Origin of the sequence: Kitasatospora sp. NPDC059160 (assembly GCF_042755465.1) — a bacterium.
In the GTDB taxonomy this organism is placed as follows: Bacteria; Actinomycetota; Actinomycetes; order Streptomycetales; family Streptomycetaceae; genus Kitasatospora.
The window spans coordinates 42,631-61,191 of the sequence record NZ_JBHZCN010000001.1 but is presented as its reverse complement, the minus strand read 5'-3'; the positions used below and the strand labels follow the sequence as shown (position 1 = coordinate 61,191).

Here is an 18,561-nt window from a genome sequence, read left to right as displayed (position 1 = left end):
GGGTCGGGGCGGGAAGCTGGGGTGCCTGATCTTTGGGGGGGAGGCGGGTCCCGATCCCGCGGCGGGCCAAGGGGGGCCAGCTGTGGGGGCGGGGCGCGCGACTCGGGTCGCGCGCCCCTTGGCTTTCCCGGCCCCCCGCGCGCTCAGCAGTCCGTGCCGCCGGACTGCCGGGGCAGCGCCAGCGCCACGGTGTCCGCGAACTCCCGGACGGCGCTGGTCCGGCTGACCACCCGGCCGCTGTGCACCACCAGCCGGCTGTGCCCGCCCGCGAGCGCCCCGGCCAGGCTGTCCCCGCGCACCGCCAGCAGCTCCGCCGGGAACCCGGCGTCCACCCGCACCGGCGGCAGCCCGAGCGCCGCCCGGGCCTGGTTCGCCACCGCGTCGTACGCCGCGTCCGGGTCCAGCTCCCCGCTCGCCGCGAGCAGGTAGGCCGCCTCCAGCGGGTCGGCCCGGCCGACCGGGTTGGACGGGTCCCGCAGCGCTCCGCTGCCCGCCGCCAACGGCACCCGGGCCGCGGTCAACTCCCGTACCAGGCCGGGCCGGAGTCCGGCGGGGCGGCCCTCCAGGCCGGTGCAGCCGCCGTTCTGCGGCAGCCAGACCACCCGCACCCCGCTGGTCGCCAGCACGGTGGCCCCGCCGCGGGCCAGCGCCCCGCACGGCCCGAGCGTCACCCGAGGCCGCAGCGGTGCCAGGGCGCCCGTCAGGCGGGCGAGTTGGGTCGCGTCGGCGGCGGTGGTGTGCAGGTCCACCGGGCAGTCCGCCTCCCGGGCAGCCTCCAGCAGCAGTTGGACGTACCCGGCCGGGTCCGGGTCCAGCTCCGGGCAGCCGCCGGCCGCCGTGGCGCCCAGCTTGAGGGCCTCGCGCAGCTGGGTCCGCCCGTCCGCGCCGGCCCGGCCGGTGAGCAGTCGGGGCATCGCCACCGCCTGGAGTTCGGCCAGGCCGCGCAGCGCCTGGCGGGCGGTGAGCACCGCCTCCAGCTGGCGCAGCCCGTGCACGTCGCCGATCCGGACGTGGGTGCGCTGGGCGGTGGCGCCGTAGCCGAGCGAGGTGAGCGCGGCCTCGGTGATCCGGCGGGTGAGGTCGGCGGGGGTGTCCGGGGGCGGGGCGGGCAGGGCGGCGGAGAAGGCGCAGTCGTAGTGGGCGTGCGCCTCGGCGGGGGCGGGGAGCAGCAGGTAGCCCTTGAGGTCGATCCGGGCGCCGGTGGTGACGGTGGGGGCGCCGGGCAGGGCGGGCAGCGGGCCGAGGCTGCCGACGGTGCCGACCGCCTGGATCCGGTCGCCGCTGACCCGCACGTCCACCACCCGTCCGTCGGCCAGCCGGGCCCCGGTGAGCAGGAGGACCGGGCCGTGCCCGAGCGGGTTGGCCGCCGGGCCGGGGCCTGAGTGCGGCCCGTCGGCGGCTGCGCTGTCCATCGCCGGCTCCTTCTCGCGCTGGCCAGTGGGCCCGTGGGGGATCGGGCCGGTGCCCCGGCCAATGAGCGTCGAGCCTATGGCGCACGGGGGCGGGGCGCCGGGAGGCGGGCAATAGTCGTATCGGCTCGGGGCGTACGGCTCGTCGGCCGATCGAACGCCCGGCCTTGGATCGTCCGTCCGTGCACCTCGCCGACCTGCGGTCTTCGCCCCGGGATACGGATTTCACCTCTGGGCGCGGAACGTGTAATCTCTTCCTCGTTCGCCCCTATAGCTCAGTCGGTAGAGCGTCTCCATGGTAAGGAGAAGGTCTGCGGTTCGATTCCGCATGGGGGCTCTGGTGAAAGGCAGTTCGGCTTCGGCCGGGCCGCTGATCACTGTGGCGGTGTAGCTCAGTTGGTAGAGCAAGCGGCTCATAATCGCTGTGTCACCGGTTCAAGTCCGGTCACCGCTACCCCGCGTAGTCGGTCGGGAGATCGCACTCCCGGTCGGCTACTCTTGTTGTGTTCTTATTCGTTGTCCAAGGAAGGCACTCCCGTGGCTGCCACCGACGTCCGCCCGAAGATCACGCTGGCCTGCGTGGAGTGCAAGGAGCGGAACTACATCACCAAGAAGAACCGGCGTAACGACCCGGACCGTCTTGAGATGAAGAAGCACTGCCCCCGCTGCAACTCGCACACCGCGCACCGCGAGACCCGCTGACCCTGCTGCAGGGCGCCGGGCCTGTGTGATTCAGGTCTTCGACTCCGGGCCGTATCCCTCAACAGGGGATGCGGCCCGGAGTCTTTTTTCGTACCCGTCCGGGTATCCACCCGCGTTCCGAGGAGCTGCCGTGGCACTCGACCCCTCTTTCATCGGGCGTAGCTACCCGCCCACCGCCCCGTACGAGGTCGGCCGGGAGAAGATCCGCGAGTTCGCGGTCGCGATCGGGGACGCCAACCCGGCGTACACCGACGCGGAGGCCGCGAAGGCGCTGGGCCACCGGGACGTGATCGCCCCGCCGACCTTCCCGTTCGCGATCGCCTTCCAGGCGGCCGGCCAGGTCGTCGAGGACCCGGAGCTGGGGCTGGACTACAGCCGGGTGGTGCACGGCGACCAGAAGTTCCAGTACACCCGCCCGGTGCAGGCCGGCGACCGGCTGACGGTCGCGGTGACCATCGACAACATCAAGTCGCTGGCGGGCAACGACGTGCTCACCGTGCGTGGCGAGGTGGCGGACGAGATCGGCGAGCACGTGGTGACGGCGATCATGACGCTGGTGGCCCGGGCCGCCGACGAGGCGGGGGAGTGAGCGCGATGGCGATCAACTACGACGAGGTCGAGGTCGGCACCCAGCTGCCGGCCCAGTCCTTCCCGGTGACCCGCGCCACACTGGTGCAGTACGCGGGCGCCTCCGGTGACTTCAACCCGATCCACTGGAACGAGAAGTTCGCGCTGGAGGTCGGCCTGCCGGACGTCATCGCGCACGGCATGTTCACCATGGCCGAGGCGATCCGGGTGGTCACCGACTGGGTCGGCGACCCGGCCGCGGTGGTCGAGTACGGCGTCCGCTTCACCCGGCCGGTGCCGGTGCCGAACGACGGGGTCGGCGCGGTGATCGAGGTCTCCGCCAAGGTCGCCAAGAAGCTGGACGGCCGCAAGGTCCAGGTCGACCTGCTGGCCACCTCGGGCGGCCAGAAGGTGCTGGGGATGTCCCGGGCGGTCGTCCGGCTCGCCTGAGGCCTTCGTCACTCCGACCGCCCCGGGGCCCGTTCGACGGGTTCCGGGGCGGTCGGGTTTTTCGGTGCCGAGCCCTTGCCGAGATAGTGATTGGTCACTAACTTAGAGCCCATGGCGAAGACGAGCATGCGGATGAGCGCGGAGGAGCGACGCGAGAGCGTCGTCCGGGCCGCGATGATCGAGTTCGCCAGGAACGGCTACCGCGGGACGTCCACCGAGTCGATCGCCCGCCGGGTGGGCGTCTCGCAGCCGTACCTGTTCCGGCTGTTCCCGGGCAAGCAGGCGATCTTCACGGCGGCCGCCGAGCGCTGCATCGAGGAGACCTGGAAGGTCTTCGACGTGGCGTCGGCCGGGCTGACCGGCGAGGAGGCCGCCGCGAAGATGTCCGAGGCGTACATGGGCCTGGTCGAGGACGGCGAGCAGCTGATGATGCAGATGCAGCTGTACGTCTCGGTGTTCGCCTCCCGGATGGCCGGTGAGGACGAGATCGGCGAGACCGCCCGGCGGTTGTGGGGGGAGCTGTTCGAGCGGGTGCGGGAGCGGGTCGGCGGCGACGTGCAGGGGACCACCGAGTTCTTCGCGTACGGGATGCTGATCAACGCCCTGGTGGCGCTGGGCTTCCCCCGGGAGCACCGGATCTGGGACGGCTTCGGCGAGCGCGAGGAGGCCGGGTAGCGGGTCGCGCGGCGCGGTCCGGGCGGCCCACTTTTCGGCCCTCAAAAGTTAGTGATCAATAACTATCCGGGAAATCCTGGGGGGACGTTCATGACGGAGCACACAGCAGCAAGCGCGACCGGGGCCGAGGCGGCGGAGGCGGCCGAGGGGGCCGAGGTGGCGAAGGCGACCGGGGCCGAGGTGGCGGCCACGGAGCGCCCGGGCCTCGGCCGTACCGGCGTCTGGACCTTGGTGATCACCGCCCTCGCGGGCTTCATGGCCGCGCTGGACAACCTGGTCGTCACCACCGCGCTGCCCTCCATCCGCGAGGAGCTCGGCGGCGGGCTGTCCGACCTGGAGTGGACGGTCAGCGCCTACACCCTCTCCTTCGCCGTGCTGCTGATGTTCGGCGCGGCGCTCGGCGACCGCTTCGGCCGCCGCCGGATGTTCGTGATCGGGCTCACGCTCTTCACCGTCGGCTCGGCCGCGGCCGCGCTCTCGCCCGGCATCGGCGAGCTGATCGCCGCCCGTGCCCTCCAGGGCGTGGGGGCCGCGGTGGCGATGCCGCTCACCCTCACCCTGCTGACCGCCGCCATCCCGGCGGCCAAGCGCGGGATGGCCTTCGGCATCTGGGCCGGTGTCAACGGCCTCGCCATCGCCACCGGACCGCTGGTCGGCGGCACCCTGACGGAGAACTTCTCCTGGCAGTGGATCTTCTGGGTGAACGTCCCGGTCGGCGTGGTCCTGGTGCCGCTGGCCGCCGTCAAGCTGCGCGAGAGCCGGGGCGCCAACCCGGCGCTGGACGCGGTCGGCACGGTGCTGGTGAGCCTCGGCCTGTTCGGCGTCGTGCTCGGCCTGATCCGCGGCAACCCGGACGGCTGGACCAGCCCGCTGGTGCTGGGCGCACTGGCCGGCGGCGTCCTGCTGCTGATCGCCTTCGTCCGGTACGAGCAGCGCGGCGCGAAGCACCCGATGCTCCCGATGCGGCTGTTCCGCAACCGGACCTTCACCGCCGTCAACGCCTCCGGCCTGCTGATGTCGCTCGGGATGTTCGGCTCGATCTTCCTGATCAGCCAGCACCTGCAGACCGTCGGCGGCTACACCCCGGAGGAGGCCGGCGTCCGGATGCTCCCGTGGACCGGGGTGGGGCTGATCGTCGCCCCGCTCGCCGGGATCCTGGCCGACCGGCTCGGCGGCCGCCCGATCGTGGTGCTCGGGCTGGTGCTGCAGGGCGTCGGCCTGGCGCTGTACGCGGCGATCAGCGCCGGACTCGGGCACTACGCGTACGGCCCGGTGGTGCCCGCCGTGGTGATGTGCGGGGTCGGCATGTCGATGTACTTCGCGCCGACCGCCGCCATGGTGATGGACAGCGTCCGGCCCGAGGAGCAGGGCATCGCCTCCGGCGCCAACAACGCGCTGCGCGAGGTCGGCGGCGCGCTCGGGGTGGCCGTGCTGGCGGCGGTCTTCTCGGAGCAGGGCGGGGACGGCTCGGCCGGGACCTTCGTCCACGCGATGGGGCCCGCGCTGTACGTCGGAGCCGCGGTGGTGCTGGCGGCCGGGGCCTGCGCGCTGCTGCTGCCGGGCCGGACGGCGAAGGCCGGGGCGGTGGTCGCCGGAGCGGTGGCCGCCGAGCAGTCCGCCGCGATCGAGCGGGCGGCGGACAACGAGGGCGTCGAGAGCATCCAGGGCGTCGAGAGCGTCGAGGGCGTCCAGGGCGCAGAGGAGGCCGTCCCGGCCGAGGCCTCGAAGGCCTGAACGGTGGGGTGCGGGTCACGGGGGCGGCCGAGCGGCCGCCCCCGTCCCCGTACGCTGGTGGGCGTGCTGGTAGAAAACGACGCCCCCCTCGCCCCGCTCACCACGCTCCGGCTCGGCGGCCCGGCCCGTCGGCTGGTCACCGCCCACACCGACGACGAGGTGATCGCCGCCGTCCGCGAGGCCGACGCGGCCGGTGAGCCGCTGCTGGTCCTCGGCGGCGGCTCCAACCTGGTGATCGGCGATGCCGGCTTCCCCGGCACGGTGCTGCGGGTCGCCACCACCGGGTTCGCCCTGGACGGTACCGTGCTGGAGCTGGCGGCCGGCGAGGTGTGGTCGGAGGCGGTCACCCGCGCGGTGCGCGAGCACGGCCTGGCCGGCATCGAGTTCCTGGCCGGCATCCCCGGCTCGGCCGGTGCCACCCCCGTGCAGAACGTCGGCGCGTACGGCCAGGAGGTGGCCCAGACCGTCACCGAGGTGGTCGCGTACGACCGCACGGCGGGCGAGGTGGTCACCCTCTCGAACGACGAGTGCGGGTTCTCCTACCGGCACAGCCGCTTCAAGGCCCGGCCGGACCGCTACGTGGTGCTGCGGGTGCGGTTCGCCCTGGCGGACCACGCGGGGCTCTCCACCCCGGTCAAGTACGCCGAGGTGGCCCGGCACTTCGGTGTCGAGCAGGGCGAGCGGGTGCCGCTGGGCGAGGCGTACGACGCGGTGCTGGGGCTGCGCTCCGGCAAGGGCATGGTGCTGGACCCGGCGGACCACGACACCTGGTCGGCCGGCTCCTTCTTCACCAACCCGGTGCTCACGGCGGCGCAGTACGAGTCCTTCCGCACCCGCCCGGGTGCCGAGGACGCCCCCGCCTACCCCGCCCCGGAGGGCTGCACCAAGACCTCGGCGGCCTGGCTGATCGACCGGGCGGGCTTCGCCAAGGGCTACGGCGACGGCCCGGCCACGCTCTCCACCAAGCACACCCTGGCGCTGACCAACCGCGGCGCGGCCACCGCCGAGGACCTGCTGGCCCTGGCCCGGGAGATCCGGGACGGGGTCCGCGAGGCCTTCGGGGTGGAGCTGGTGAACGAGCCCGTGATGGTGGGCGTCAAGCTCTGAGGCGTGTCCAGGGGCCCTGGCGGGCCCGTGCCCAGGGGCCCTGGCGGGCCCGTGCCCAGGGGCCCTGGCGGGCCCGTGCCCAGGGGCCCTAGCGGGCCGGGTGCCCGTCGACCAGCCAGGCGTCGATGTCCGCCAGCAGCTCCTTGCGGACGGCCTCCGGGGCGCACGAGCCGCGGACCGACTGCCGTGCCAGCTCGGCGAGTTCGGCGTCGGTGAAGCCCAGGGCGTCGCGGGCCAGGTCGTACTGGGCGACCAGCCGGCTGCCGAACAGCAGCGGGTCGTCCGCGCCGAGCGCCAGCGGTACCCCGGCGTCGAACAGCCGGCGCAGCGGTACCTCTTCCGGGTGTTCGTAGACGCCGAGCGAGACGTTGGAGGACGGGCAGACCTCGCAGGTGATCTGGCGGTCCGCCAGCCGGGCCATCAGCCGCGGGTCCTCGGCGGCCCGCACGCCGTGGCCGATCCGGCCGGCGCCCAGGTCGTCCAGGCAGTCCCGGACGGACTCCGGCCCGGCCAGCTCGCCGCCGTGCGGGGCGGCCAGCAGCCCGCCCTTGCGGGCGATCTCGAAGGCCCGGTCGAAGTCCCGGGCCAGGCCGCGGCGCTCGTCGTTGGAGAGGCCGAAGCCGACCACGCCGTGGTCGGTGTAGCGGACGGCGAGCCGGGCCAGCGTCCGGGCGTCCATCGGGGACCTCATCCGGTTCGCCGCGACCAGCACCCGGATGCCCACCCCGGTGGCCGCGGCGGCCTGCTCGACCGCGTCCAGGATCAGCTCCAGGGCGGGGATCAGCCCGCCCAGCCGGGGCGCGTAGGAGGTCGGGTCGACCTGGATCTCCAGCCAGCGGGAGCCCTCCCGCCGTTCGTCCTCGGCGGTCTCCAGGACCAGCCGGCGGATGTCCGACTCGTCCCGGAGCACCGAGCGGGCGGTGTCGTAGAGGCGCTGGAAGCGGAACCAGCCGCGCTCGTCGGTGGCGCGGAGCTTGGGCGGCTCGCCGGAGCTGAGCGCCTCCGGCAGGCGGACGCCGTGCTTGTCGGCCAGCTCCAGCAGGGTGGCGGGCCGCATCGAGCCGGTGAAGTGCAGGTGCAGGTGGGCCTTCGGGAGGCCCCTGACGTCTCGCGGGTTCAACAGGCGTTCCATTTTCCGATACTGCCGTATGAGGCCCCCAAACGGGAACCGCCCTCTTTCCGTCCCCCGAAGGGGTGAAAGAGGGCGGTGCGGCGTGTGAATCCGCCGTGTCCGGTTGACGTCGGACGTCAGTCGCGGGCCTCGCCGAGCAGCTTCTGGAGCCGGCTGATGCCCTCGACCAGGTCCTCGTCGCCGAGCGCGTAGGAGAACCGCAGGTAACCGGGGGTGCCGAAGGCCTCGCCCGGGACGGCGGCGACCTCGACCTCGTCCAGGATCAGACTCGCCAGCTCGGCGGAGGTCTGCGGGCGCTGACCGCGGATCTCCTTGCCCAGCAGGCCCTTGACCGAGGGGTAGGCGTAGAAGGCGCCCTCGGGCTCGGGGCAGAGGACGCCGTCGATCTCGTTGAGCATCCGCACGATGGTCCGGCGGCGGCGGTCGAAGGCGGTGCGCATCTCGTGCACGGCGGACAGGTCGCCCGCGACGGCGGCGATCGCGGCGCGCTGGGCGACGTTGGAGACGTTGGAGGTGGCGTGCGACTGGAGGTTGGTCGCGGCCTTGATCACGTCCTTGGGGCCGATCACCCAGCCCACCCGCCAGCCGGTCATCGCGTAGGTCTTGGCCACGCCGTTGACCACGATGCACTTGTCGGCCAGCTCGGGCAGCAGGGCCGGCAGCGAGGTGAAGGTCGCGTCGCCGTAGACCAGGTGCTCGTAGATCTCGTCGGTGAGCACCCACAGGCCGTGCTCCAGCGCCCAGCGGCCGATCGCCTCGGCCTCGTCGCGGGTGTACACCGCGCCGGTCGGGTTGGAGGGCGAGACGAACAGCACCACCTTGGTGTTCTCGGTGCGGGCGGCCTCCAGCTGCTCGACCGAGACCTTGTAGCCGGTGGTCTCGTCGGCGACGACCTCCACCGGGACACCGCCGGCCAGCTGGATCGACTCCGGGTAGGTGGTCCAGTACGGGGCCGGGACGATGACCTCGTCGCCCGGGTCCAGGATCGCGGCGAAGGCCTCGTAGATGGCCTGCTTGCCGCCGTTGGTGACCAGCACCTGGGAGGCGTCCACCTGGTAGCCGGAGTCGCGCAGCGTCTTGGCGGCGATCGCGGCCTTGAGCTCGGGCAGTCCACCCGCCGGGGTGTAGCGGTGGTTCTTCGGGTCGCGGCAGGCCTCGACGGCCGCCTCGACGATGTAGTCCGGCGTCGGGAAGTCGGGCTCACCGGCACCGAAGCCGATCACCGGGCGGCCGGCGGCCTTGAGGGCCTTGGCCTTGGCGTCCACGGCGAGGGTCGCGGACTCGGCGATCGCACCGATCCGGGCGGAGACCCGGCGGTCGGCGGGGCGGAGGGACTGGTCGGGCTGCGGGGTGGAAGCGCTCATGCCTGCATCGTCGCAGAACCGGGACGGACCGGGCGTGGCGGTTCCAGTATCCGTACGGCCCCGTCCGCATCGCGGCCCCCGGCGATCCGCCGGTGTGCGCCCCGCCGGGCCGGACATCCGCCGGGCGGACGGTGGTCCCGGAAGAAGAGGTTCGACCAAACACCCCTCGACCACGTACACTCGCTGCTCGACGGCCCGCCGAAAAAGACCGGAGCTTTCACCGCCTGTACAGACAGCGGGGGGAGATGCGGTAGGTTGGTCGCCACCAGGGGCCGCGAGGTTCCGTAGGGCAATAGCTCAATTGGTAGAGCACCGGTCTCCAAAACCGGCGGTTGGGGGTTCGAGTCCCTCTTGCCCTGCTGCTTGATCCGCATTCAGCCCGTTCGCTCCACAGAGCGAGCGGGCTTGATGCGGAGAGGGCTCCGATCAGCACCGCTTAAGCCGACCGCTCGTGCCTGAAACGGGTACGCAGGTGATGTTCGGCCGGACCCGGATTCAGGTGAGGACGAGTGACGGAGACCACGGGCTCCACCGCAACGCCTGAGAGCGGCAACCCCGAGGGGACCGACGGCGCTGCCGAGACCGCTGCTGTCGAGGGCGACAAGACCTCCGGCAAGCAGAAGAAGTCCGGCAAGCGGGCCAAGAAGGGCCTCTTCGCGCGGATGGGCCTGTTCTACCGCCAGATCATCGCGGAGCTCCGCAAGGTCGTCTGGCCCACCCGGAGCGAGCTCACCAACTACACGGCGGTCGTGGTGACCTTCGTCGTGGTCGTGATGGGCTTCGTCTACGGCCTCGACTACGGCTTCGCCAAGCTGAGCCTCTTGGTCTTCGGCTGATCGAGCCCCCACCTCCGAACCACCTCCCGACCCGGGCCGAATCATCGGTCCGGGTCGAGCTGTCGGCGGCGGACGTACGCGCGCGTACCGTGGACTCGGTACTGTTGAAGTCTCCGAGACCTCTCCTGGCGACCGCGCGAGCGGCTGCGCGCCGGGCCGGTTCCGGAGCGCGCCACCTTCACCATCTCCAGGAAAGAAGCAGCCACCGTGTCTGAGTCCCCCCTGTACGACGCCGACGAGACCGTCCGCGAGGCGGATGTCGCCGCCGAGCTGGACGCGGCCGAGCTGGCTGTCGACGCAGAGTCCGCCGAGCAGGTCGTCGACGCCGTGGACAGCGACGAGGACGAGGTCGAGGCGTACGACGAGGCCGAGGCCGGCGAGCCCGCCGAGGAGGCCGCGCTGCACGTGGAGGTCGACGAGGAGCTCGCCGCCGAGGAGTCGGTGGACGAGGAGCCGGCCGAGGACGAGGACGCCGAGGCCGTCGAGGCGGAGGACGCCGAGGAGGAGGCCGAGGTCGAGGTCGACCCGGTCGCCAAGTTCCGCGAGGACCTGCGCTTCATGCCGGGCGAGTGGTACGTGATCCACACCTACGCGGGCTACGAGAACCGGGTCAAGCAGAACCTGGAGCAGCGCGCCGTCTCGCTGAACGTCGAGGAGTACATCTTCCAGGCCGAGGTGCCGCAGGAGGAGGTCGTCCAGATCAAGAACGGCGACCGCAAGACCATCCGGCAGAACAAGCTCCCCGGCTACGTCCTGGTCCGCATGGACCTCACCCCGGAGTCCTGGGGCGTCGTGCGCAACACCCCCGGTGTCACCGGCTTCGTGGGCAACGCCTACGACCCGTACCCGCTGACCCTGGACGAGGTCGTCAAGATGCTCGCCCCGGACGTCGAGCGCCAGGCGGCCAAGGAGGCCGGCAAGCCCTCCCCGGTCAAGCCGAGCGAGATCCAGGTCCTGGACTTCGAGGTCGGCGACTCGGTCACCGTCACCGACGGCCCGTTCGCGACCCTCCAGGCGACCATCAACGAGATCAACCCCGACTCGAAGAAGGTCAAGGGCCTGGTCGAGATCTTCGGCCGGGAGACCCCGGTCGAGCTCTCCTTCGACCAGATCCAGAAGAACTAGTCACACGGTCTTCGGATTCGGGGCGGGGGCCGACGGCCTCCGCCCCGAATCCGTTTTGGTCCAGCGGCGCGGACGCGTTAGCCTGGCCTGATGTGTGTGCTGGCGACCGGGTGTCGCCCCGCGTCCGCACGCACCAGCAATCACCTCTCGGAAGGACCCGGAGAGACATGCCTCCCAAGAAGAAGAAGATCACGGGGCTTATCAAGCTCCAGATCAACGCCGGTGCGGCCAACCCGGCGCCGCCGGTCGGCCCCGCGCTGGGCCAGCACGGCGTCAACATCATGGAGTTCTGCAAGGCCTACAACGCTGCGACCGAGTCGCAGCGCGGCATGATCGTGCCGGTGGAGATCACGGTCTACGACGACCGTTCCTTCACCTTCATCACGAAGACGCCGCCGGCCGCGCGCCTCATCCTGAAGGCCGCCGGTATCGACAAGGGCTCCAGCGAGCCGCACAAGACCAAGGTCGCCAAGCTCACCAGCGCCCAGGTCCGCGACATCGCCACCACCAAGATGCCCGACCTGAACGCCAACGACCTGGACGCGGCGGAGAAGATCATCGCCGGCACCGCCCGGTCGATGGGCATCACCGTCGAGGGCTGATCAAGCCCCCCGTCCCGTCAGGGGCAAACCGGCTCAGCCGTCCCTGTGGTAGGGCCTGCGCAGGCCCGTCGAATACCACAACTCCAATCACCATTCAGGAGCAGCAGTGAAGCGCAGCAAGGCTCTGAAGGCCGCGGACGCCCAGGTCGACCGCGACCGCCTCTACGCCCCCCTCGAGGCCGTCCGCCTCGCCAAGGCGACCAGCACCACCAAGTTCGACGGCACCGTCGAGGTCGCCATGCGTCTGGGCGTCGACCCGCGCAAGGCCGACCAGATGGTCCGCAGCACCGTGATCCTCCCGCACGGCACCGGTAAGACCGCTCGGGTCCTGGTCTTCGCGACCGGCGAGCGTGCCGAGGCCGCGCGTGCTGCGGGTGCCGACATCGTCGGCTCCGACGAGCTCATCGACGAGGTCGCCAAGGGCCGCCTCGACTTCGACGCCGTCGTCGCCACCCCGGACCTCATGGGCAAGGTCGGCCGCCTGGGCCGCGTGCTCGGTCCCCGTGGCCTGATGCCGAACCCGAAGACCGGCACCGTGACCCCGGACACCGCCAAGGCAGTGAACGAGATCAAGGGCGGCAAGATCGAGTTCCGCGTCGACAAGCACTCGAACCTGCACTTCATCATCGGTAAGGCCTCCTTCACCGACGAGCAGCTGGTCGAGAACTACGCCGCCGCGCTGGACGAGGTGCTCCGCGCCAAGCCGTCCGCCGCCAAGGGCCGCTACATCAAGAAGACCGCGTTCTCGACCACCATGGGCCCCGGCATCCTGGTGGACCCGAACCGCACCCGCAACCTCCTCGTGGAGGAGGACCCGGCCGCGGTCTGAGCCCCAGTGCTCTAGAGCAGTCCGTACGACGGGCCCGCACCCCCTTCACCGGGGGTGCGGGCCCGTCGTCGTTCCTGCGGTGCGGCCGGGCAGCGGCGCGGCCGGGTGGTGGGGCCCGGCGGGGCGGCGGCGGAAACGGTTGCGGGATCGGGACACGGGTGAAGGGGAACGGTTGAGCGAGTCGTCGTACGCTCTGCCGGTCAGATCATGTGGAGAACCTGTGACCGCCGGAGTGTGCCGTGCCGCCCGCCCTTCGCCCCGCCGCGCTCGCGGCGGCCCTGCTGCTGCTCGGCACCACCACCGCCTGCAGCGTGCTGGCCGCCCCGAGCACCCGCGTCCCCGGTGAGCCGGCGCCGATCCCGCCCAAGCAGGTGGTGCTCGCGGCCGCCCAGGCCCTGGACGACGCCGGCGGCGCCCGGGTCGACCTGCTGCGGGAGGGCCCGGACGGCCGGCGCAGCGCGAGCGGCAGCCTGGTCTGGGGCGACCGGGACGAGGTCACGCTGGCCGTCACCGACGAGCTGGGCACCGGGCAGCTGTCCCTCCGGGACGGCGCGCTCGACCTCACGTACCAGGGCGGCGCGGCCAGGCACGCCGAGCGCGCCACCGCGGAGTCGATCGACCCGGCGGCCGGCAACGGCTCCAGCGGCTACGCGGGCGGCTGGATGACCGCGCTGGTCACCAACCCGGGCAGCCGGGCGTACGCGATCGCCCAGGCCGACCGGCTCGGCTCGCTCGGCGCCGAGCAGCTCGCCGGGACGACCGTCGCGCACTACCGGGGCTCCGCCCCGGTGGCCGACTACTTCGGCGCGGACCGGGAGTTGGACCCGCAGCAGCTCGCCGCGGTGGTCGGCTGGTACCGGCAGCGCGGGGTCGGCGAGATCGGGTACGACGTCTGGGTCGGGCCCGGCCCGCGGCTGATGAAGCTCAGTGAGACGGCCCGGGGGAGCGCCGGGACCACCGTGACCACGACGGACGTCATCGCGCCCGGGGCGGGGGAGACGACCCCGGCCGCGACCGGCTGACGGGAGGGGATATCCGGTGCGGGTCGGCCCTGGCGATCCGTTAGAGTCCGGCTGAGAAGAAGCCGATGATCGGCTCTTCCGAGGAACTTACGGGGGTACTTCCATGCGCGCTGTCCGTCTCGCGGCCACCGTCGCGACCGCCGCCGTCCTGCTGGCCGGCGCCACCGCCTGCGGCAGCAAGGGCGGCGACACCAAGAGCGCCGCCGACAGCACGGGCGCCACCGGCGGCAAGGACGCCGCCGCGGCCGCGGCCGGACTCGCCGCCGACCCGAAGGCCGCGCTCGCCGCCTCCGCCCTGGTGATGCAGAAGGCCGGCAACGGCAAGGTCGCCATGACCTCCCCGGACGCCTCCAGCCCGGGCGGCAGCGGCAGCGCCGACTGGAAGGACCCGGGCAAGGTCTCCGTGGACGTGTCCAGCGACATGGACGGCAAGAAGCTCAGGATCCGGGCGATCGGGGCCGACACCTACATCGGCGGCGACGACACCACGGCCGCCGCCCTCCAGGGGAAGCACTGGGTCAAGGTGCCCGCCACGGAGGAGATGGGCAGCGCCTTCGTGGTGATGGGCCAGATGGTCAACCCGGTCTCCCAGCTCACCATCGCGGCCGCGAGCGGCAAGCTCAGCAAGGTCGGCCAGGAGGCCGTGGACGGCGTCCAGACCACCCACCTGCGGGCCGTCGAGGACACCGCCACCCTGGTGGCCGGGATGACCTCGCTCACCGCGGAGCAGCGCCAGTCCGTCCAGAAGACGCTGGAGCAGGACGGCAAGACCCTCACCATCGACTTCTGGCTGAACGACAAGCAGGAGCTGGTGAAGTACCAGGAGTACGGCGACAACAACGGCCAGTCCAAGGCCGTCACCGTCAAGTACTCCGACCTCGGCAAGGCCGAGAAGATCGAGGCGCCCGCCGCCGGCGACCTCGGCGCCCAGGCCGACCTGCTCAAGCTGTTCGGCTGATCCGGCCGGACACCCGGGCCGGACACCGCACCAACCACCGGCTACCACCCCGGGCGCGTCGCGCGCCCGGGGGTTCTCGAGGGGGGAACACCATGGCTGGAACTCGGAAGGCCGCCGTCGCCGTCGTCCTCGCCGCTCTGGCGCTGACCGCGACCGCCTGCAACGACAACGGCTCCGACGGCGGGAACGCCGCCCCGGCGGCCCCGACCACGGCCGCCGCCGCGACGACCGCCGCCACCCAGGCCGCCCCGCCGGTCAAGGTGAGCCCGGCGGTCTTCCTGGAGCAGGTCACCAAGAAGACCGGCGCGGCCAAGTCGGCCAAGGTCACCGAGGAGATCTCGGTCGGCCAGGTCACCATGAAGGGCCAGGGGGCGCTGGGCTGGTCCGACGGCCTGGAGGCCGACCTGACCATGGACCTCACCGGCTCCCCGATGGCCAAGGCGCTGGAGCCGATCACCGGCGGGCCGAAGGTGCACTACCTGTACACCGCGGACGCGATGTACATGGGTCTGGGCGGTCAGATGGTCCAGGGCGGCGGCCCGCGCTGGCTGCGCTACAGCAAGGAGGAGATGTCCAAGCTCTCCGGGGGCTCGACCGACCAGCTCCAGAGCGCGGACCCGGTCCAGGGCGTCCGGACGCTGATCGCCACCGGCAAGGTCACCGAGGTCGGCCAGGAGACGGTGGACGGCAAGGCCGCCACCCACTACTCCGGGGAACTCGCCGTCGCCGACCTGGTCAAGGCGACCGGCCGGGGCGTGACCCAGGAGCAGGCCGACCGGCTCAAGCAGAACCTGGACAAGGCCGGCGTCGCCAGTGAGCAGGTCGACGTCTGGGTCGACGCCGACCAGCTGGTGGTCAAGCGGACCGAGCGGGCCGACACCAAGAACGGACCGGTGAACATCGCCGTGACCTACTCGGACTACGGCACGCCGGTCGTCGCCGCCACCCCGGGGGACTTCATCACCCTCGCCGACCTGGCGAAGGCCGGCGGCACTCCCGCCGGCAGCTGACGCCGGCCCCCGACCCGGCCGATCAGGTGGACGGGGCGGGGGCTGCCACCGGCCGGACCCGGTCCGGGTGGCAAGGTGGGCCCGGTGAGAGAGGAACGGACGATGGCGCGACGGCAGCGACTGGCGGCGGTGGCCGTCGTCGCCGTGCTCGCGAGCGGCCTGACCGGCTGCGGCGGCGGGGACGCGCCCGCCACACCCTCGGCCGGCGCCAGCGCGAGCACCGCCGCCGCGACCGCCGCCACCCCGACCGGGCCGGCCAAGCCGACCGACCGCTCCCCGCACGGCGTGCTGCTCTCCGCCCAGCTGGCCATGCAGACCGCCCGCCGGGCCAAGGTCGGCTACCGGCTGGGCGCGGACGCCGGCTCCGGCTCGCTGTTCTGGGCGCCCAAGACGGCGGCCCAGCTCAAGCGCTCCACCCCGGGTGACGCCGAGCAGCTGATCGTCGTGGACACCGTCGGCTACCAGGGCGGCGACGCCGCCACCGCGGCCAGGAACGGCGGCAGGCACTGGGAGCGCTTCTCCGTCCCGACCGACCCGGACGGGCACAAGGCGGTCCCGTACGCGGGGCTGCTGGACCTGCTGAACCCGGTCGAGGCACTGGCCGCGGCCACCGCCGACGGGGTGGAGCCGGCCTTCGTCGGCGAGGAGAAGTTCGAGGACTCCACCGTCGAGCACTACCGGGTGACCACCACCGCCGAGAAGTACGCGGCGGCCCAGACCCAGCTGACACAGGCCCGCCGGGACGGCCTGCGGGCCGCACTGGCCCCCGGCGGCTCGCTCGAACTCACCCTGGACCTCTGGCTGAACGACAAGGACCAACTGGTCCGGCTGCAGCGCACCGGGAACGGGGACAGCGGCCGGGCGGACGACTCGGTGATCTACTCCGACCCGGCCGGCGCGCTGCTCTCGGCCCAGGCCCCGGCCGAGACGGACACCGTGGACACTGGCGTCCGGACGGTCTCCCCGCTGGCCCGCTGAGCCCGCCGGGGCCCGTTCCGGTTCACCCGTCCGAGGGCGATTTGCGTCGTCCGGACGAGTCCGGTTACTGTTGCCGAAGCCAAAGACCGCTGGTTGTCGCCGCCCCCGTGAGGGAGTCGGTGGCCGAAGGATCTGCGCTTCGTCGCAGGCAGCCCGCGCAGGTGTGTCTGGAGCTTCGACTTCCGGGTCCCGCGTTCGCGCTGGTGCCCGTCGAGGTCGCTACGAGCCCCGTGCGCCTGCGCACCGGGGCTCATTGCATTTTCTGCAAGGGCTTTCCTTCCGTCCGGCCGGTTCGAGGTGTGAATGGTCGACTTTCGCGGTCGGCCGGACTTCGACATCACGGAAGGAGGCGTAAGCCTATGGCCAGGCCCGACAAGGCTGCCGCCGTCGCCGAGATCACGGACAAGTTCCGTGGCTCCTCCGCGGCGCTGCTGACCGAGTACCGCGGTCTCTCGGTGAAGCAGGTCAAGACCCTGCGTCGCTCGCTCGGCGACAACGCCGAGTACGCCGTGGTGAAGAACACGCTGACCAAGATCGCGGCCAATGAGGCCGGGATCTCCGAGCTCGACGACCTGTTCAACGGTCCGACGGCTGTCGCCTTCGTCACCGGTGACCCGGTGGAGTCGGCGAAGGCTCTGCGTGACTTCGCCAAGGAGAACCCCGCTCTCATCATCAAGGGCGGTGTCCTTGACGGTAAGGCGCTGTCCGCCGATGAGATCAAGAAGCTCGCGGACCTCGAGTCCCGCGAGGTGCTGCTCGCCAAGCTGGCGGGTGCCCTGAAGGCCAAGCAGTCCCAGGCTGCCGCGCTCTTCCAGGCCCTGCCGTCGAAGCTCGTCCGCACTGTGGACGCGCTGCGCGACAAGGTCGAGCAGGGCGGTGCCGGTACGCCGGCTCCCGCCGCCGAGGACGCCGCCGCCGAGTAATCGGCAGGCTCACGCCTCGCTGCGGGCCCGTGCCCGCCCAACCCGTACATCCGGCACCACCTGCCGATTTAGTGGAAGGACGCCATCATGGCGAAGCTGTCCCAGGACGAGCTGCTCGCGCAGTTCGAGGAGCTCACCCTCATCGAGCTCGCCGCCTTCGTGAAGGCCTTCGAGGACAAGTTCGACGTCACCGCCGCCGCTCCGGTCGCCGTTGCCGGCATCGCCGGCCCGGGCGCCGTGGCCGAGGCCGTTGAGGAGCAGGACGAGTTCGACGTCATCCTCGACGGCGCCGGTGACAAGAAGATCCAGGTCATCAAGGAGGTGCGCACCCTGACCTCCCTCGGCCTGAAGGAGGCCAAGGACCTCGTTGACACCGCTGGTGCCAAGGTCCTGGAGAAGGTTGCCAAGGACGTTGCCGAGAAGGCCAAGGCCGCCCTCGAGGGTGCCGGCGCCAAGGTCACCGTCAAGTGACTTCTCGCCCCCTCTGAGGGGGCCTGAGGCCGGGCCGATCACCCTTGCGGGTGGTCGGCCCGGTCTTTTGTGTTTCCGGGCCCGCCCGCCCTCCCCGCCGCCCGCGGCCGGCCGGCCACCGGTGTGGCCGATCGCGCACTCGGTACTGTCGGCGACGAGGAGTATGGTGATCACCGTCATCGACGGTGGCCCCGACCACGGCTTCTGTAACGCCGGAGGGGTTCGGACCGATGAACGGGTCGAGGCCCGCCCCGCCGGCGGGCCCTTGACGAACCTGGCGAGGCGCGCGATTCTCAAGGCGCGAGTCCGCCCGGTTGGTTCGCCGCTGGATGCATAACCAGCGGCTCGGGCGGGAAATGACTCCACGTGAGTTAGAGCAGTACCCGGTGGGCGCCCGCGCCCCCGGCTACCGGGAGGAGTCTCCGATTCGGTTTCCGAATCAGAGCTGGACAGCAGTGTGGCCTTTGGCTACACTGTCCCTTTGCGCTGCCTGTTAGCTGCTCCGTGACTCGTCGCCCGGAGTTTGCGTTGCCCTGAAGGGGTCTGGCACCGCCTCCGCAAAGCGGCTCTGACCTGGGGTTTCGACCCCGGCGGAGGCCAGCTGCGAGGGAGGCGGAATCCAGGCTCAAGCAGGCCCGGCTGGTACGCGCGTAGTGAGCTCCGAGCC

At 71.9% G+C, this 18,561-nt stretch carries 19 protein-coding genes and 3 tRNA genes; 19 read left to right on the top strand and 3 right to left on the bottom strand.

Features of this window, described 5'->3' with window-relative positions; all coding sequences use genetic code 11:
- Positions 1–143: 143 nt before the first annotated feature.
- Positions 144–1,412, bottom strand: a complete 1,269-nt coding sequence (locus ACFXOZ_RS00275; protein WP_380521308.1) for a hydrolase — start codon at positions 1,410–1,412, stop codon at positions 144–146.
- A gap of 261 nt (positions 1,413–1,673) precedes the next feature.
- Here ACFXOZ_RS00275 and ACFXOZ_RS00270 point away from each other — a divergent pair.
- The 8 genes from ACFXOZ_RS00270 (at position 1,674) to ACFXOZ_RS00235 (ending at position 6,644) form a co-directional block, all read left to right on the top strand.
- Positions 1,674–1,746 (top strand) — tRNA-Thr (locus ACFXOZ_RS00270).
- Positions 1,747–1,790: 44 nt separating this feature from the next.
- Positions 1,791–1,863: transfer RNA gene (locus ACFXOZ_RS00265), tRNA-Met, on the top strand.
- 83 nt (positions 1,864–1,946) lie between these two features.
- The gene (gene rpmG, locus ACFXOZ_RS00260; RefSeq protein WP_006604855.1) at positions 1,947–2,111 is read left to right on the top strand and encodes a 50S ribosomal protein L33; all 165 of its coding nucleotides are present in this window, start codon (positions 1,947–1,949) and stop codon (positions 2,109–2,111) included.
- Positions 2,112–2,241: 130 nt separating this feature from the next.
- Entirely contained in the window at positions 2,242–2,700 is a 459-nt protein-coding gene (locus ACFXOZ_RS00255; protein WP_375881971.1) for a MaoC family dehydratase N-terminal domain-containing protein, read from the top strand.
- Between the two features lie 5 nt (positions 2,701–2,705).
- The gene (locus ACFXOZ_RS00250; protein WP_380586124.1) at positions 2,706–3,128 is read left to right on the top strand and encodes a MaoC family dehydratase; all 423 of its coding nucleotides are present in this window, start codon (positions 2,706–2,708) and stop codon (positions 3,126–3,128) included.
- A 111-nt stretch (positions 3,129–3,239) separates the two neighbouring features.
- Positions 3,240–3,803: a TetR/AcrR family transcriptional regulator gene (locus ACFXOZ_RS00245; RefSeq protein ID WP_375881973.1), complete on the top strand. Its 564-nt coding sequence runs from the start codon at positions 3,240–3,242 to the stop codon at positions 3,801–3,803.
- Between the two features lie 255 nt (positions 3,804–4,058).
- Complete coding sequence (locus ACFXOZ_RS00240; protein WP_380586268.1) at positions 4,059–5,537, top strand: MFS transporter; 1,479 nt, start codon at positions 4,059–4,061, stop codon at positions 5,535–5,537.
- 63 nt (positions 5,538–5,600) lie between these two features.
- A complete protein-coding gene (locus ACFXOZ_RS00235) occupies positions 5,601–6,644 on the top strand; it encodes a UDP-N-acetylmuramate dehydrogenase (protein ID WP_380521305.1) in 1,044 nt (347 codons plus the stop codon).
- 88 nt (positions 6,645–6,732) lie between these two features.
- Here the strand turns inward: ACFXOZ_RS00235 and ACFXOZ_RS00230 are convergent, their stop codons facing one another.
- Positions 6,733–7,776, bottom strand: coding sequence for an adenosine deaminase (locus ACFXOZ_RS00230; protein ID WP_375881976.1), 1,044 nt, complete (start codon positions 7,774–7,776; stop codon positions 6,733–6,735).
- 116 nt (positions 7,777–7,892) lie between these two features.
- A complete protein-coding gene (locus tag ACFXOZ_RS00225) occupies positions 7,893–9,140 on the bottom strand; it encodes a pyridoxal phosphate-dependent aminotransferase (RefSeq protein ID WP_375881979.1) in 1,248 nt (415 codons plus the stop codon).
- Positions 9,141–9,426: 286 nt separating this feature from the next.
- On the opposite strand from ACFXOZ_RS00225, the gene ACFXOZ_RS00220 reads away from it, so the two are divergent.
- The 11 genes from ACFXOZ_RS00220 to rplL all read left to right on the top strand — a co-directional run bounded on the left by ACFXOZ_RS00220 (position 9,427) and on the right by rplL (position 17,894).
- Positions 9,427–9,499: transfer RNA gene (locus tag ACFXOZ_RS00220), tRNA-Trp, on the top strand.
- 150 nt (positions 9,500–9,649) lie between these two features.
- Positions 9,650–9,976: a preprotein translocase subunit SecE gene (gene secE, locus ACFXOZ_RS00215; protein WP_360226154.1), complete on the top strand. Its 327-nt coding sequence runs from the start codon at positions 9,650–9,652 to the stop codon at positions 9,974–9,976.
- Between the two features lie 207 nt (positions 9,977–10,183).
- Positions 10,184–11,101, top strand: coding sequence for a transcription termination/antitermination protein NusG (gene nusG / locus ACFXOZ_RS00210; protein WP_380398955.1), 918 nt, complete (start codon positions 10,184–10,186; stop codon positions 11,099–11,101).
- A 167-nt stretch (positions 11,102–11,268) separates the two neighbouring features.
- A complete protein-coding gene (rplK, locus tag ACFXOZ_RS00205; protein ID WP_375881984.1) occupies positions 11,269–11,703 on the top strand; it encodes a 50S ribosomal protein L11 in 435 nt (144 codons plus the stop codon).
- A 106-nt stretch (positions 11,704–11,809) separates the two neighbouring features.
- Positions 11,810–12,532, top strand: a complete 723-nt coding sequence (gene rplA, locus ACFXOZ_RS00200) for a 50S ribosomal protein L1 (RefSeq protein ID WP_375881987.1) — start codon at positions 11,810–11,812, stop codon at positions 12,530–12,532.
- Between the two features lie 239 nt (positions 12,533–12,771).
- Entirely contained in the window at positions 12,772–13,554 is a 783-nt protein-coding gene (locus tag ACFXOZ_RS00195; RefSeq protein WP_380521301.1) for a hypothetical protein, read from the top strand.
- A gap of 103 nt (positions 13,555–13,657) precedes the next feature.
- Complete coding sequence (locus tag ACFXOZ_RS00190) at positions 13,658–14,512, top strand: hypothetical protein (RefSeq protein WP_380521299.1); 855 nt, start codon at positions 13,658–13,660, stop codon at positions 14,510–14,512.
- A 92-nt stretch (positions 14,513–14,604) separates the two neighbouring features.
- Positions 14,605–15,522, top strand: a complete 918-nt coding sequence (locus tag ACFXOZ_RS00185; RefSeq protein ID WP_380521297.1) for a hypothetical protein — start codon at positions 14,605–14,607, stop codon at positions 15,520–15,522.
- A 102-nt stretch (positions 15,523–15,624) separates the two neighbouring features.
- Positions 15,625–16,500 (top strand): hypothetical protein, encoded by an 876-nt coding sequence (locus tag ACFXOZ_RS00180; RefSeq protein WP_380521295.1) that lies wholly within the window; start codon positions 15,625–15,627, stop codon positions 16,498–16,500.
- 359 nt (positions 16,501–16,859) lie between these two features.
- Complete coding sequence (rplJ, locus tag ACFXOZ_RS00175) at positions 16,860–17,423, top strand: 50S ribosomal protein L10 (protein ID WP_350503606.1); 564 nt, start codon at positions 16,860–16,862, stop codon at positions 17,421–17,423.
- A gap of 87 nt (positions 17,424–17,510) precedes the next feature.
- Positions 17,511–17,894: a 50S ribosomal protein L7/L12 gene (gene rplL, locus ACFXOZ_RS00170; protein ID WP_375881995.1), complete on the top strand. Its 384-nt coding sequence runs from the start codon at positions 17,511–17,513 to the stop codon at positions 17,892–17,894.
- The last annotated feature ends 667 nt before the right edge of the window (positions 17,895–18,561 follow it).